Raw genomic sequence first — 15,617 nt, 5'->3', positions numbered from 1 at the left:
GCCATGGTGCTATCAGTGTGGGGGATTGCGTGGTGTCCGAACTGTCCGAATCAATGCTCGTGGTGAAACCACGGGCTCTGCTTGAACCGGAAAACATCAAATCTCTTCTGGGTTGGGTGCCGGGACACCAGCGAAAGTTTACGGAAATCGCCGCTTCGACTCAAGCAAGCGGCTGGCAGAACAATTTTCCCAAGGAGCGAGCGTTCGAATCGCTGACCCTGTTGTTAGCGATGCCGGACGGCCTCGTCGTCGCGGAGGATATCTGCTCGAGGGCTGGCATCCGTGGCGTTGAGGAGGCGATTTTCAGGCTCGCTAATGTCGCAATTCGGCGCTGCCAAGCAGATGCGATCGCTCCTGAGGAGCAATGGCCCGCGATACTGGCAGATGCCGGATATTCTAGGGAAGCCGATTGGCTGTTGTGGTACAGCCAGCAGAAACTCGGTGCCGGTGCCGGACAGTTTGTGCGCCCGCTAGTTGAAACCCATCAAAACTTGCGCGATCTCCTCACACCCAAGGGACCTGTTGAGTCGTCACCGACCACACCTTTGAGTGTGGTCGGTGATGAGTGGCAAAACACGCTGCAATCTTTGGAAACGGCCCTCACTACCGCAATTCCCTATGATGAAAACCTGCCGTCTCTCCTTCGAAAGGCGGCCCAGGACCTTGAACTGATCGCCGCGAAAGAGCAGGAAAGGGCCTCGGCGTTGACCGCGCAGCTGCTCAACGAATTGGAGACGTTGAAGACGCAACGCTCCGGCAACAGTCGTCTTGATGCCGATGCCACTACCGCATTGGATACAGCGGTGGCTCATATGCCGTCCTTAGGTATAGGTGGTCAGGCCGCTGCTGAAAGCGTATTGGCGGCTGCGCGCGCCTATGGTCAGGCTGCCAAAGCTTGGAGCACCGCTCACGAAGCACTGCGGGAAACGGCTGACTACGAAAGCGCCGGGAAAGCTCATTCTGGGCTTCTGCAAGCTTTGCGAGACCTCCAATCGGAAGTCGTTGCACTAACGGACATGATCGGTCTCCTTCCAGAGACGGCATTCATCGCTGCGCCTCCACCTTTTTCAAAGGGTGAGCAAGAGCATGACAGTGAACAAGATGCGGTAGTTGCTAAGCAGGAAATCGACTCTGTTGAGCTTATCGTCGCGAACAACGACACTTTGAATCTCGTCGAGCAGGACGTTATGGGTGTCGAGATAACGACCGCCATCGATAGCGCAGAGGACTCCTTTATAGCGGAGGAGCCTGCGGCCCCTGACTTCCAAGCGAAGCCCGAACATGAACTCGTCCCGACTGTCCCCAACGGCGAGCGATTAAGCGAGGATGAGTTACTCGCGCCGGGTGGGGAGTGGGGGGCTGAGCAGAAGGCCGAACTGGCGGCAGGTGCTCTCCGTGCAGTTGCAACGAGCCTATCGACCAAGCGTTTTGGCCTAGCGTTACATTCCGCCAAGGTGGCGCAGGCGGGAGGAATTGCGTTCCCCTTCGGATTCTCTGCCTCACTTCTGGATGCGTTGGTTTGCGGGTTAGCAATCGGCACGCCCCGGTCGGAGCGCGCGATTGAGAGTTTTGGTCGGCAGCGCGACACTGTCGTCCGGGAACTGACCGAAGGAGCCGACCGGCACGTACAGTTGATAGCATTCGCGGCAGCGCTTCGCCCAGCACTGTTCGCGATCGAGGCCGGCGCCGAAGCGGTGTTGAAGCAAACGCCATCTTTGCCGACATTAGGCGAAGGGTTGTTCGAGCTAGTACGTTTCGCGAATGAAACTGTGAGGACCGGCGAGATAGTGCCGAGTGAGCTTTCGGAGCTTCGTGATCGCCTGGCGACTAAACGCGAGCTCGAATCGCTGAGGCAGGAACTTGATCGATTCTTCGACGATGCGCGTAGGAAGACGATTAAGTTCCACCGGGCGACCGTCATCTGGACGTCGTTGTTGCGTGTCGGCACTGTGCATGATGCGCTCAGCGCCGTCATCAAAGGCTCCCCCAATGCCGCCGGTCGCGTTGCCGCGGCACTCGGCGAGGAACTTTCGGATATTGACAAGCTGATCGCGGACTCCGATCGGGAGGCAATGAAGGGCCGGAAGGCGCAGCCGCTAACCGCTGGTCCAAGGGCAACCCTGCGCGATTGGATCGAGGACATCGCGGACCGGCTGCGGGCTTGGCAGCGCCTTAACGAGATGCTGTCGAGGCCAGAGCCGAATCGCTTCGGTTTGCAGAACCGCGAGGAGCTGCGGACAGCCCTTCAGAAGGCCCAGAAGGATTTGGACGGAATTACTTCGGGCGAGTTAACTCGAGCCGCTAACGGAAACGGAGTGGCGCTTCAGCTTGCCGCTGGTGCCGCCCTCGAAGCCGTCATGTCAGTGCTGCAACTCTTCGAAGGCGAGGAACCGCCGCGCTTATCGCTCGAAATGCGCTACAACGACGAATTGTTGCTCCTGTCCCATGCGTGGCATCCGAATGATGCCGATCGGTGGACCGATGCCGAACGTGCTGCCTTTTTCTCGGAAGTTGAGATCAGTGCGGGGGCGCCATCTAATTTCATGGAGGCATTTGAAAGAGCGCTTGCCGGCGGCCACTTCCCGCAGGCCATACGGGCTCGGGATCATTTATTATTGGACCGTCCCGCAGACCGTGATGCGCTTGACGCACAACTCAACGGCGAGCGTGACCGAAAGGAGGAGGCCGCCCGCAGGGACCTGGCCAAGGTACGCAAGCGTCTTAATGATCTCCTTGGAGCCGACGACCGCCAGATCCTCAGCCGTGACCTAGAGCCAGATCTTGACAAACTAGCGGCCGTTCTTCGTTCGACCGACGTGCCGACCGATCTGGCCGACTGGAACGCTGAGCTCCGCGTCATCGATGCGAAGCTCGACGCCGCGTTCAAAAGCTTACTTGGCCCGCTTCACGAGCGCCTTAATCAACTGGTGGCGAACGGCCGCGAGGTGGGCGATTTACGCAAGATGGAGGAACTGAAGGATCTTACGACTCTCGCCGAGCATATCGATGCTTACGAAAAAGGCGCTAACCCTCCTGATCCGCCTGCCAACCTGCTCGAGGCGTTCAGTCGACAATTTCTGAATCGCCAAGACCGCAGGGTGGCCGACTTATCCGCCTTGCAACGCGCGGTGGACCAGCGTCAGGCAATCGAGTCGGTAGACTTCAGCACCTTCGACGAAGGACAGCTCAATTCTGCGTCAGGTCTTCTCAAAGCGTGGCGCGAACTTCGCGGGAACGACGGAAAAGAGTCCGGACCGCAGCTCGAGCGCCTATTCTCTGTTCTACTCACTTCCAATGTCAGCGTCTCCCAAGTAAAGCCATCCACGTTCCCGGGCCATTATACCCTAAAAACCCCCACCTTTGCCGACCGGGAGGAGTGCGTCGCTCCCGCCTTCGGTAGCGCCGCTCAAGGCCGCTACGACATCGTTTTAGTAGAAAGTCGGAATGTTGGGTCAGGGGTAGAACCAGCTCAGCTGAAGAGCCGCGTGAATGCGCCAACGTTTTTCGTGATTCGGGGCCCGATGCCGGCCGCCGCGTTGCGAAACTTCATGGTTCAAGTGCGCGGCAAGGGTGCGAATCCGGCCTGTGCATTGATTGACGAAGCGCTGGTGCTGTTCCTCGCGACGCGGGCGACTCGCCGACGTTCAGATCTATTCAACCTGTCCATGGCAATGGGCGTGGTGCAACCCTACTCGGACACTGCGCAGCAAACCTCGCCGGAAATGTTTTTCGGCCGCTCTGACGAGTTAAGGGAGCTTTGGGATCCCAATGGCTCTTGCCTAGTCTACGGCGGGCGTCAGCTCGGCAAAACTGCGCTGCTCCGGCAGATCGAGCTCCGCCACAACAGCGCGAACCAGATCGTGATCTACGGCGACCAGATGGTGCAAGGATTCGGCAGCGACCAGCCCACAAGCTTCTGGCGCTGGATTGGCAAGGAGGCCAGGGCACGCGGCGTCTCAATACCCCAACGAGCAGATTCCGAGGGCATTAAGGCCGCAATTCGCAATTGGCTGGCTAGCGATAGTACGAGCCGACTGCTCTTCCTAATCGACGAGGCAGATGCCTTCCTGCGCAGCGAAATCCGCAATGGGTTCACCGTGTTGCTCGAAGTACGTGAGCTTATGCGCGTCACCGATCGCCGCTGCAAGTTCGTGTTTGCCGGCCTGCACGACGTACAGCGGCTCGCGCGCGCTCCCAATTCTCCCCTACTGCACTTCGGCAACCCAATCCGTGTCGGCCCCTTAATGGGCAAGGATTTGTTCGAGGCGCGCAGCATGGTCGAACAGCCGATGGCCGCCGCCGGCTACGCCTTCGGAAATACCGCCGAGGCGGGCCGAGCATTGATCGGCCGCGCTCTGTCCGAGGTCGGATACTATCCATCGCTGATGCAGACCTTTGGGATGGTGCTTGTCAACCGGCTTAATGGCAGGGCTTCCACACGCATCGAAAGCCCGGCTGTGCTGCCCATCCGTATCGGCGAGACCGAGCTTAATGAAGCGCTGGACGATAATTCCTTTCGCGACAGTGTTCGCACTAAGTTCGACAACACACTTAACTTGGACCAGCGCTACCGGTTGATCGCCTATCTCGTCTTGCTCGGCACGCAGGAGTCGGCCGATCGCAAGGATGTACGACCAGGTATGTCGATCGCGGAGATTCAGGCAGACGCGATGTTCTGGTGGCCTCAAGGCTTCGCGGAGGACGCCTCGAACAGCGCATTCGAGGGACTGCTCAAAGAAATGGAGGGGCTCGGCGTCCTGGTCGGGCTGTCGGATGGCCGCTATGCTATTCGCTCGGCAAGGATCGCAGCGATGCTCGGGCCGCTGCAAGAGGTGGGAGACAAGGTCCAGGAGCTCGCCGATCAGCCCTACGAGGTGGTACACGACACGGGCAGTTCCCGCCGGCTGGTGGACGGCGGCCCCTCGCCACTCACTTTTCGCCAAGAGAGTGTGTTGTTTGAGACGCTTGGGGCCCCACCGATCACCATCGCACTCAGTTCGGCTGCGCTGGGGCTAATGCTACTACCGAAAGCCGTGGCGGAGATCGCCAAGGCAGACGATCGCCTGCTAACTATTAACCTGCCAGCGTCGAGCGTTCGCGAGTTGGAGCGCGCGATATCTGTAGTTTCCGCCCGGATGAAGCAGAACCAGCGGGGGCTGCTCATCGCGCATGGCCCGTGGCTCGGCCGCGAGGCGGTTGATGCAGTATCCGAACACAAGGAAGTGCGTCGTGCCCAACGCAATTCCGCCCAGGGTGTCCGGGTTATCCTGCTACCGCGCATAGTTGACTGGCAAGAACTCGATGGCGAGGATTTTGGGGACCGCCTGTGGGAGGCGTCTGTACTAACCTTGGCGACTCTGCACGAAGGCGGCCTGCGCCAGTGGCTCAGTATACGCTGCCCAGCTTCCGTCCCAGTCCAGGGCGCGATTGAGCGGCTACGCACCGCAAGTGGTGGCTTTCCGGCGCTTCTTACCAGGATCCCCGGCAGGACCGCTGAGGAATTTATAGCTAACGCTGAGACGGCTGCGGAAGTGCTCCTTGAAGATTCTGAGGCAATCCTTACCGAAGTCGGTCTGCTCGATTCTCGGTTGCGATCGACCGCCCAGTTCGTGCTCGATCAGGCGGATGGCAGCTTCTCCGCTGCTGACCGCGACACAATCGTCTCGCTGATGGAAGACGCGAATATTCGCTCACCTGCGAGCGCGCTCGACGTGCTGGAGAGGCTTGGCATTCTGGACCGGACGACCGAAATAAACGCGTTCGCCGGCTGGCAGCTTAACCCGCTGGTCGCGCGACTTCTCAGTGGACGACTCGCTGCTTGAACCGCCATCCGGAATTCTGGCGGTTGCCGGGCGGGCGGCGGTTTATCCAAGCGCTTCGCGTAGCGGGAAACCGGCAATCCGTGGCCGTGCATGAGCCGTTCGATCCGTCAGCGCTGGCCCACGCGATTGAACAGGCGATCCGAGATGAAGGCCTGGATCAGGTCTGCCCGTTGAATGTTAGCGAGGACCGTGGAACTTTAGCCCAGCGTCTGCGCGAGAGCTTTGGCGCGAATGCGTCTACCCCCGAGGGTTTCGCACTCGATATCAATTATGCGGTGATACTAGCTTGGGGTGCCGAGGAGGACTCGGCGTTCCGAGCAGACCTGCAGCGCTTTGCCCGTGCTGCGGCTGGTCGACGTGTGGCATCATCCCCGGCGGTTTTATTTCTGTCTCGTCGAATAGATCCTGCGTGCGATGCTCCAATCTGGCAAATGCGTACCACCCAAGGCGTACTCGGCCCTCTCGATGGAGCGACCTTCGCTGCGCAAGGCAGTTCCAAAGCCGACACCCTCTCCGCCCGACTGGCCATCGCAGTAGCGGTCGAAGTCGGCGCTTGGGATCTTGACGTCATCGAGCGCATCCAGTCAGCGCGGATCGCCTCTGCCATTCGACCCGACCTTGATGTCAAGCAGTGGGCCGACGAGCGGCTCGATAGGTGGAGTAAAACCAACAGGCCGGATTGGCCGTCAGGAAGCTACGACTTGTGGGGCGGCGAGAATTGTGTCCACCCACTATTCCTGGCGGCCAATCAGCCTCACTTGCTGAAGAAGCGGGTGTGGCGTGGCCAAGTAGCTGTACTCTTCCCTTGGCTGGAGGAGCGACGGCAGGACGTGATCCGCTGCTACCGTTCGCGGCTGCGAGCTGATCCGAATTCATACTATGAGGACGTTGAGACGCTGGATTGGGGACCGATTTGCCGCCAACTTGGTGGTCAACCCCTTAGTGTACGCGATTATCTGCACGGCGCACGGAGGCTGCGCAATAATTTGGCCCATGGGGTCCCCGCTGAGTGGAGCGAAGTGGAGGCTTGCCTTAGGGCCGAACATCAGTGGCGCGCGACTGCCGGGAGACTAGCCTAATCGGGGCGGAGCGCACGACACACGTGATCCACAGTCAGTCTGCCTGCATGTTTCCGGCACGCCGCGGACAGCATTTCAGTAAAAGCGGGACAGTGTTGGAGCAATTCCGCTAATTCCCGGACAGTTTTCGGGAGCGGATATGACGGTCGGTTCCAAATGCTGGCTTGACGAGTTTTGCACGACGAATCCTGATTGAGCGAGCTGAGCGACGCTGATGTGCGATTTGCTGAGGGTGTTTGGAAACCGGTTATTGCCAGCGGGTGGCCGAAGTTTGCGTCGGGTCCTCCACGATTTACAACGGTTGCATGGAAATGGAGCAGAAAGTGCACGACAACTCAAAATCCTGCTGGTCAGGCATCCCGCCCAGAATGCGGAACTACTGCCATGAAGTCGGCAAAGTTGGCGGCGGGTCCGACTCGATTTTGAAGGGCTGCATCGACATGGAATCCGATGCCACCAGTAGTACGCTGGAGTTCAAATACTGATGAAGCGCCTGTTGATGACGATCAGCACTATGATCATGATAGGGATGACGACGATGATCACCATCGCCGCCAAAGAGCTGACCATCGTAAGCTGCAATTTTGAGAAGGTGCCGCCGATGATCTTGATATTCCGTGGCGGCATGGGAGCGGACGACAACACGCTGCAGGTCGGCCAGACGAAGCCTGTTCCCATGAGTGTCGGATCGAGCTTGATGTCAGCGGCCTAAGGCTCAGGAGCTCAGTTCTCTCTGCGGTTGCCTGCCAGCGTAAGCGTCAGCGCGCCCGGTCAGGACACCCAAACCTTCTACGGCGAGTGCATCAGTTCACTGCAGCAGTGAACGAAAAAGACTTTCGGTTGCACAAGAGGCGCGAACGGTGAATGGTGCGATCGATTTGGGGGATACTGTATTGCTGGAATTATTTACGCGGATAGCGCGGCGGAACGATAAGCGGACGGAATCGGAAATCCAGGCGGATGTGCGTCAGTTTATTCTGTCGGCACCCTTCGACCTTGAGGAATCCGACGTTACGATCGTCTCGTTGGAGTCGCAGCTGGGCGACCGTCGCCGGATCGACGTCGAAGTAGGCTCAACCGTAATCGAGGTGAAGCGAGATCTCCGCAAAGGCAAGATCAAGTCTGAAGCCGTCGAACAGCTTGCCGGATATGTCGAGCTCCGCATGGCGCAGACGGGCCTCCGTTATGTCGGCGTTCTCACCGACGGCACCGAGTGGATTTGCTACGATCTCGTGGACGGGAAATTGCGCGAAGTTTCATCGATCACGGTCGATGCCAACGCCGCCGACATTGAACGGTTTATCGTATGGCTTGAAGGTGTGCTCGCAACGGCGAGCGATATCGCTCCAACCGCTTTGAACATCGAGACAAGGCTAGGTGCCGGAAGTAGCTCCTACGCCCTGGACCGCGCAAGCCTCTCGTCTCTCTACCTACGCAACCGGGAAAATCCCTCCGTTAAGATGAAGCGGACATTGTGGTCGCGGCTCCTCACTTCGGCACTCGGTACTCAGTTCGAGGATACCGACGCTCTCTTCGTCGAGCACACACTTCTCGTAAACACCGCGGAAATCATCGCGCACGCGGTTCTCGGCCTTGCAATTGAGTCCTTGAACCCTGCGGCACTGCTGACGGGCGAGAAGTTTGACGAAAGCGGCATCCACGGAGTGGTGGAACCCGATTTCTTCGATTGGGTCGTGGAAATTGAGGGCGGTGAAGTCTTTGTCAGGACACTTGCCAAGCGGTTGGCGCGTTTTGATTGGAGCTCGGTCGAGCAGGACGTCCTCAAGGTCCTATATGAAAGCGTCATAGGCACGGAAACGCGCCGACGCCTGGGGGAGTACTATACGCCCGACTGGCTGGCCGATGTCATCGTGCAGGAAACCGTCACCGATCCGATGGGTTCGCGAGTTCTCGATGCTGCCTGCGGTTCGGGCACCTTCCTGTTTCATGCTATCAGGCGATACATCGCCGCCGCGGAAAGCCAGGGCTTGGGTGTCGGGCAAATCCTCGACGGCGTGACGCGCAGTGTCATCGGAATGGATTTACATCCCGTTGCCGTCACCCTGGCCCGCGTCACATATTTATTGGCGATCGGGCGGCAAAGGCTCATCGATCCCGATCGCAAGACGATCCGCATTCCGGTTTATCTCGGCGATAGCCTACAATGGCAGGAGCAAAACATCGATCTTTGGGCAGCAGGCAATCTTGTCATCCGGGCCGACGACAAGCGGGATTTGTTCGGAAACGAACTGTCATTCCCGGATGCCCTGCTGGATGATGCGGCCAGATTTGACGAGCTGGTCAACGAGATGGCCAACCGGGCATCCCACCGAAAGCCCGGAACACCGATTCCGACTTTGAGAGCGGTCCTGCAGAGACTTGCGATCCAAGAAAAGTACCATTCGACCATAGAGGGCACGTTCAAGACGATGTGCCGTCTGCATGACGAAGGTCGCGACCACATCTGGGGCTACTACATCAGGAATCTGGCAAGGCCGCTGTGGCTGTCGCGACCGGGTAATCGTGTGGACGTTCTTGTCGGCAATCCTCCGTGGCTGGCTTATCGGAAGATGACGATCGAAATGCAGGCAACGTTCAAGGTGATGAGCGAAACCCGCGACCTATGGGCGGGCGGCGAGCTGTCGACGCATCAGGACTTGTCGGGCTTGTTCGCCGTCAGGGCTTGCGAACTCTATTTGAAGACTGGTGGCAAGTTTGGCTTGGTGCTGCCGAATGCGGCAATCGACCGCGAGCACTATGCTGGCTTCAGAAGCGGCCATTACGGCGGCAAGTCCGGTGATGTCGCAATCGCGTTTTCCGCTTCGTGGGATCTCCGTCGAATTCGGCCTCATTTTTTCCCGCGTGCGGCCTGTGTCGTCTTTGGAAACAGAGAGGAGCACGCCAGCAATCCTCTCGTGGGCGCAACCTGGTCAGGGCGCAAGATGCCCGAGGAAGCCGAACTCTGGACAGGGCGATTGAAGGCGGCAAACATGTCGTGGCCGGAGGCAAAGGCAAGCCTCACAAGAACCGACGGGAAGTTGCGGCATGTCGGCCAACTGACGAAATCGCCTTATGCTCCAGCCTTTACTCAGGGGGCGAACGTTCTGCCCCGCATGGCTTTCATGGTCGAGAGACAGGAAGCCTCTACGCTGGGAATTCCTGCGGGCAAGATCGCGGTCAGATCGTCGCGAAGCGTGCAGGAGAAGAAGCCTTGGAAGGATTTGCCCGACATTTCGGGTGTGGTGGAAACCGAATTCGTGCGCCCCTACTACACGGGCGACAACGTATATCCGTTTCGAACTGGGGAACCGATGTTCGCGGTTATTCCTTGCGGCGCGAGGGCGGCATTCGACCGGGGCCAAATTGACCTGCATCAGGGGCTCCAGCAATGGTGGTCGAGGGCAGAAGAAATCTGGCGGAGCAACCGCTCGAGCGAACGCCTCTCCTTGATCGAGCAGCTCGATTACCAATCCAAGCTTTCCAAGCAGCTTCCAACCCCTCCGCTTCGGGTCGTCTACAACCGTTCAGGGATGCATGTTGTCGCCGCGAAAATCTCAAACCAACGGGCAATCTTCGGGAACGGCCTTTATTGGGCTTCTGTTCATTCCGACAACGAGGCCGACTATCTTTGCGCAGTGCTGAACGCACCCGTTACCACCGAGCTTGTGCGGCCGTTCATGACATATGGAAAGGACGAACGCGACATAGCCAAGCATGTGTGGGAGGTGCCGATTCCTCGCTTCGATGTCGAAAATCCGATCCATCGGCGGCTGACCGAATTGGGTAAGGCGGCCGAAAGCATCGTGACGGGCTTCACAATCAATCGGGATCTCCACTTCGCCGCAAGCCGAAGGCATATTCGGGAACTCCTGGATTCCACCGACGAAGGGCGCGAGATCAACGAAATCGTGTTCGAGATGCTGTCGTAATCAAAGGCAATCCGCATGACCAACGCACTGGAAGATGCTCTCGCCGATTTGCGGGGCGAAGTCGAAGGTGGTGGCGAGCTGGCGGCCGCGACACAGGAAATCGCGGGGGACACGGACTCAATCCGATTCTCTTGGAACGAAAATTCACGGAGCGCTTCGGATCGGCTGCCGCAGTGCTCGAAAGCTGGAACGTGCCAGAGCATCACCTCACCCCGAGATCGACTACGAAAAGGTGAAAACGGTGATCGAACACCATTGCAAGAGATTCCGCGTGAAGCCCGACAAATTCTTTCCGCTCAAAGGAAAAACCATAGTTCACGATCACATCGCGGCTCGTGGGTGACCACATGGTTCATGTCGACGTGGATTTTTACGAATGCGCCGTTGTCGAGAGGGGTCGGCAACAACGTGCGTGAGGGCCTGGATTCTCGCCTCCGAGCGCGATTTACTCACAGTATCTGCCCTGTTTCGCTGCCGAATCGTTCCAGCCTTCGGTCATGGCTGCTATCCTGACCGGATCCTTGAACGCATCACCCGAGAGAGCGGCAGCCTCGAGATCGCGACACGGTTTGTGGGGGCACCGCGTTAAAAACGTCGCGACCTGGCGACATAGCCGGCGACCGTGGCGTTGAGACACTCCTAAGGGGCCCCAACGCGGGCCAATCCAGCAGCTGAGCGACCGGCGCTTTTAATACCTCGGAGACCGAGCTGGGAGGCTAGTTTGACCGCAGAGCACTCGGCCGTCTCCTTCTACGAGGGCAAGGCGCATGGGCCCACTCGACGGCAAGCCCTGTGAGTTCAGGGATGCCTCGTTGCGGCTCGATGAGCATCTTGACCTCCAGCTGAGATGGACAGGGCCTCTCAGGCCGGGGATTGCCAGCATTGATCAGGATCTTAAGGTCACGTTCGAAGGTGTTACGACAGCCGAGTTCCTGATGGTTTCCCATAAGTATCATTTTGTCGGGCACGAAGAATTTTCAGCGACGTCACGGTTCTCGCCACTGGATCTTGCGGGAAATCCAAGGGATTGGCCGAGGCCGTCATTCTGTGCGGTCCGGCAATCCATCCGAAGAAAGGTAGGGGTCGTGCTGGAGTTCGGCAACTTGGCAGTTACCGTGCGGCCATTCAATCACTTCCAGTCGGTGAGCGGCGGGGGTGCCAGCCTGCCGCTCATCCGCACCATTTCACATCGGGCGGCGCTTCGGTCATCGGATGGGACGCCACTGAAGGCCGACAAGGTCTATGAATTCCTCGGTCGGGTATGCTCCTTCCTGGGTTTCGTGAAAGGCACGCGCGTCGGATACGGTGAGGTCCGCAACGCCGATCGGAACGGCTTCTGATGTCTCGGATTTACGCGGGGAGTGTGAGCCTAGCCGGGCAAATCAGGGCCTGTGCGCGCCTGCTCAAGATCGAGGGGGATCCAGCTGATCAATCCGACCTCCTTCGCAAGCGCCTGAAAGCGAAGAAGGGGCAACCGGCGCACGACGGGATTTTATTGCTGACCGATTTCGCAATGGGGTCACCCATCCGACGCCCTTCACCTACGACAAGGACATATTCCACGCATGGGACGCCTCGCAGTGGCTTCTTGACAGCTTTTGGCTTTGTTCGGCTACCGCGGAAAATACAAGATCGTCGGCTCCAAATGCGTTCATTCGCCGGAAATCTTGCCACCTTCCCAGTCATCTAGGCGGCGATCGGGCGCAACGGGGAACGCCCGGCTTGGGGCAGTCGCTTGTCGGACCGTTTATGGTGTTTCGGCTCCAACCGCTGCAGCCGCATCGATAGCAACAACCTCGAGGCCCTCAATTTCCTGCATGACCTTCCCCGCGATACCCTGTAGGTCGCCGTACATCCCGACGGTCGACTCGATCACGCCCTGTATCTGAGCCTCCCGCTTGGCCCATAGGCGTACCGTGGCCTTGCGTTCCCTCGCGAGATCGTCCTGCATATCGGAGAATTTCTCAACGATCGCCTCGACCCTGTGACGAAACCGGGGGCCCGTCAGGTAGCCGTAGACTTGTTCCATCTTAGTTGCCTGCCCGTCCTGCGCGAGGCGGGAGTTGTCGAGTTCGATAAGGGACTGCCGGAGCATGATCGCTATCGGCATCGCGCATTTGGGATGGGCGATGTAGACGCCATCCACCAAATCGAACGTTTCCACGCCTGCAGGCAGCGCCTCGGAGATCATCAACGCGATGTCAGCCTTGGCAGCGCGCTGGTCCGTCCGGAGCTTGCCCAGCCAGCCCTGGCTCCAATTCCTGGTGCGTTTTGATTCCCACAGAATCGCGCCGCAGGGCTGGCCGGCCGGCCCCACCACGCGCTGCAGCACATCACCACCGAACTCACCTTTGGCGACCGGTTCGATGATGTCCATCGGGAAGCGGCTGCCGATCAGTGACTCCAACTCAAGCTCAAGGACCTCGCCCTGAAGCTGCTGGGAACCTTGCTCGGCGCGGCGCTTTAGCTCCTCGATCTGACGCTGCATGCCGGCGATCTGTTCCTCTTTCTCGGCCACCTTCATCTTGAGGCCGTCTTCGGCTTCGGTCCTGGCCTTGATGCGAACGGCGTCCAGCCCCTCCTGGATTCTCTTTTCAATGGTCAGCGCCATTTCCCGCTTTTCATCGTCGAGCGCCCGCTGCTGCTTCATAAACTCGGCCTGTTGTAACTGCGCTGCGGCAAGCTTCTCGTCCCGCGCCCTCAACGTCGCCTCCATCTCGCCAAGCTTCCTGTCCTTGTCCTCAAGGTCTGTCGAGACCAGCAGTTTTGCCTTTCGGGCCTCTTCGGCGACTATTCCAGCACGCTCAAGCTTGAGCTTTTCGGATACCTGGCTGTCGATGTCCTCACGGGCGGCGTCGATCGCGGCCTGCTTGCGCTGAAGCTCTTCCTCCCGGGCCGTCATGACGGCGTTGCTCTGCGCCAATCGCCGTTCGTATTCCTCGCGCGTGGCCGCAATCAGCGGCGCCGCGAGCGACTCGTTGAGCTTGATGTCGGTCTTGCAGCTGGGACAGCTGATTGTCGGCTCATTGAGAGTCCTGGGCTGGACAGTCATCGGGCACTCCCTCGGGAGAAAAGGGGCAGAAAGAATGTCCTGATGTATACAGGAACGCAGCGGCCTCGAAAAGAACAAAAAGGGAACCTCGGAGTTATCCCCTGCATAGGTGGCCAGACCGGCAGTGATGTCGAGTGTACCGGCCGAGCCGTCCGGCTCGCAGCCCTGAGCGACTTTGTACCTATAGGCATTGGGCTCAAGCCGGATAGTTGAGCTTAGCTATTTGCCGCGCCAACAGCTGCACCGCCGTTCACCGTTTGTGCTTCGAAAGTCGCATAATTGGCAGTGTGGAACTCAACGGCGGCTCATTGGTTTTGCGGGTTCAGCTCGTGGAAAAGGTCCGTCGGCCTTCCGTGAATGCGGGTTTCCGCATCGCCTACCTCGATTTGGTCGATGACTGCCGGACAGGCGAGGCGGAGCCGTATCTCGCCCGAGAGCACATTCGCGCGCATGATTTCGACGAACGCGCTCTTTTCATCCGCAGTGAAAACCTGCGTTTGACGGATGCAGTGGTGCTACGCTTGTGGAGCCCGGGGCGTCTCTATGCGGCAATCCTTCATCGTGAGCCGATGCTATTGTGCAAGTTTCGCAGCACTGCGGGTGGCGATATCGCCCAAGACAGCATGAAGAAGCGTTCCAACTTCCTGTTCGGCGACCCCGGGTGCAATTCCTGATTCGGACAGTTGAACGAGAATTGCCTTGGCGGTGTTGCGCCAGAAGGCGTTCGCGTCCTTCCCGTTCTTGGATTCCAGGACCCGGGCGATCCCTTCGACCAACTTCCGCCGCCGATGCAGCGGAAACGCGCTTATGTTTGAATCACACATCGATCACCTCACCCCTTCAGTCGCGCGAATAAGCATTGGCGGGTGAGAAAATTTGGTTAACAGCGCTTTTGGACAATGGTCAGCAATGGAATAAAGCGTCTACCCAACAAGCCAAGAGGTGTGCCACGTGTTGATGATCGGCGCGTGCTGAACGGCATCTTCTGGGTGCTGCGCTCCGGTGCTCCATGGCGCGACCTGCCTCAGCGCTATGGCCCGCGCACCACCTGTTGCAACCGCTTCGTCCGATGGCGAAAAGCAGGTGTGTGGCTGCGCAGTAACGAGTCTACGGCCTAAGGTTTGCGGAGCCTCACGCCGGCGCGGCTGCCGTTCTCCGGGATGAACTCGACGCCGGCGGCCTAGAGGGCGATGCGCAAGGCAGCAACGGTTCGCTCTTGTGTGGAGCCCTGTCGGGCCGCGACATCTACTTAATGTCTATTTTAGACAGTCGCCGCGACCATAACTTTTGATAACAGGTCAGGGTCGCGGGATGCCGAGCCGCTTGAAATACCGGGTTACGTCCGGATGCTCGCGATCGTCCCGCCTCAACCGCGCAAGCGCGTCATCATCGCGGGCGAGCGCCATAGCCAAACCGGGAGCGCTTATTCTCCACGGAGCACCGGGCATTGTCTGGTTGTGAAGACGGTGCTTGATCACCAGCCGCCTGAGTGTGTCTTCGCTTACGTTGTAGTCGTACCTGAACAGATCAATGGCCCTCTGGACCGTGATCGCCTCTGCCCGTGGGATCTAGAGCGGCCGAAGCCGTTCGCCTGTTGCCGGCGCTGTTTTGACACGGCGCGCATTGGTCATTCGGCCCATCGCGCTTTTCTGCGGCCCGCCGTTTCGCCCGACATCAGGGAACGATATCGCCCCCCATGTATTAGAAACCCATGGACACTATGGACCCACGGCCA

The 15,617-nt window shown here is 58.9% G+C and carries 8 protein-coding genes and 1 pseudogene; 7 read left to right on the top strand and 2 right to left on the bottom strand.

All coding sequences use genetic code 11. The annotated features are described in order from the left end of the window. Positions 1-32 precede the first annotated feature (32 nt). From NKH42_RS12210 to NKH42_RS12190, 5 genes are all read left to right on the top strand, one after another. Positions 33-5,822, top strand: a complete 5,790-nt coding sequence (locus NKH42_RS12210; RefSeq protein WP_352637623.1) for an ATP-binding protein — start codon at positions 33-35, stop codon at positions 5,820-5,822. A gap of 80 nt (positions 5,823-5,902) precedes the next feature. Then, positions 5,903-6,901: a hypothetical protein gene (locus NKH42_RS12205; RefSeq protein WP_352579446.1), complete on the top strand. Its 999-nt coding sequence runs from the start codon at positions 5,903-5,905 to the stop codon at positions 6,899-6,901. Between the two features lie 484 nt (positions 6,902-7,385). Next, a complete protein-coding gene (locus NKH42_RS12200; protein ID WP_352579445.1) occupies positions 7,386-7,613 on the top strand; it encodes a hypothetical protein in 228 nt (75 codons plus the stop codon). A 148-nt stretch (positions 7,614-7,761) separates the two neighbouring features. After that, on the top strand, positions 7,762-10,830 hold the full coding sequence (locus NKH42_RS12195; RefSeq protein WP_352579444.1) for an N-6 DNA methylase: 3,069 nt from the start codon (positions 7,762-7,764) through the stop codon (positions 10,828-10,830). A 767-nt stretch (positions 10,831-11,597) separates the two neighbouring features. After that, entirely contained in the window at positions 11,598-12,170 is a 573-nt protein-coding gene (locus NKH42_RS12190; RefSeq protein WP_352637621.1) for a hypothetical protein, read from the top strand. A 407-nt stretch (positions 12,171-12,577) separates the two neighbouring features. On the opposite strand, the gene NKH42_RS12185 is transcribed toward NKH42_RS12190, so the two are convergent. After that, positions 12,578-13,882: a DUF2130 domain-containing protein gene (locus NKH42_RS12185; protein ID WP_352637620.1), complete on the bottom strand. Its 1,305-nt coding sequence runs from the start codon at positions 13,880-13,882 to the stop codon at positions 12,578-12,580. 287 nt (positions 13,883-14,169) lie between these two features. Here NKH42_RS12185 and NKH42_RS12180 point away from each other — a divergent pair, with 287 nt between their 5' ends. Then, positions 14,170-14,556, top strand: coding sequence for a hypothetical protein (locus NKH42_RS12180; protein WP_352974198.1), 387 nt, complete (start codon positions 14,170-14,172; stop codon positions 14,554-14,556). On the opposite strand, the gene NKH42_RS12175 is transcribed toward NKH42_RS12180, so the two are convergent. Continuing rightward, entirely contained in the window at positions 14,455-14,706 is a 252-nt protein-coding gene (locus NKH42_RS12175) for a DUF6074 family protein (protein WP_352457909.1), read from the bottom strand. The genes NKH42_RS12180 and NKH42_RS12175 overlap by 102 nt on opposite strands. Before the next feature lie 75 nt (positions 14,707-14,781). Between NKH42_RS12175 and NKH42_RS12170 the strand changes: the two are divergent. After that, a pseudogene (locus tag NKH42_RS12170) lies at positions 14,782-14,979 on the top strand (transposase); the annotation flags it as partial. Positions 14,980-15,617: the final 638 nt, after the last annotated feature.

It is taken from the genome of Mesorhizobium sp. M1142 (genome assembly GCF_040318565.1).
Lineage (GTDB): Bacteria > Pseudomonadota > Alphaproteobacteria > Rhizobiales > Rhizobiaceae > Mesorhizobium.
Note: the sequence above shows the minus strand (reverse complement) of the source record. Positions and strands in the feature narration are given on the sequence as shown.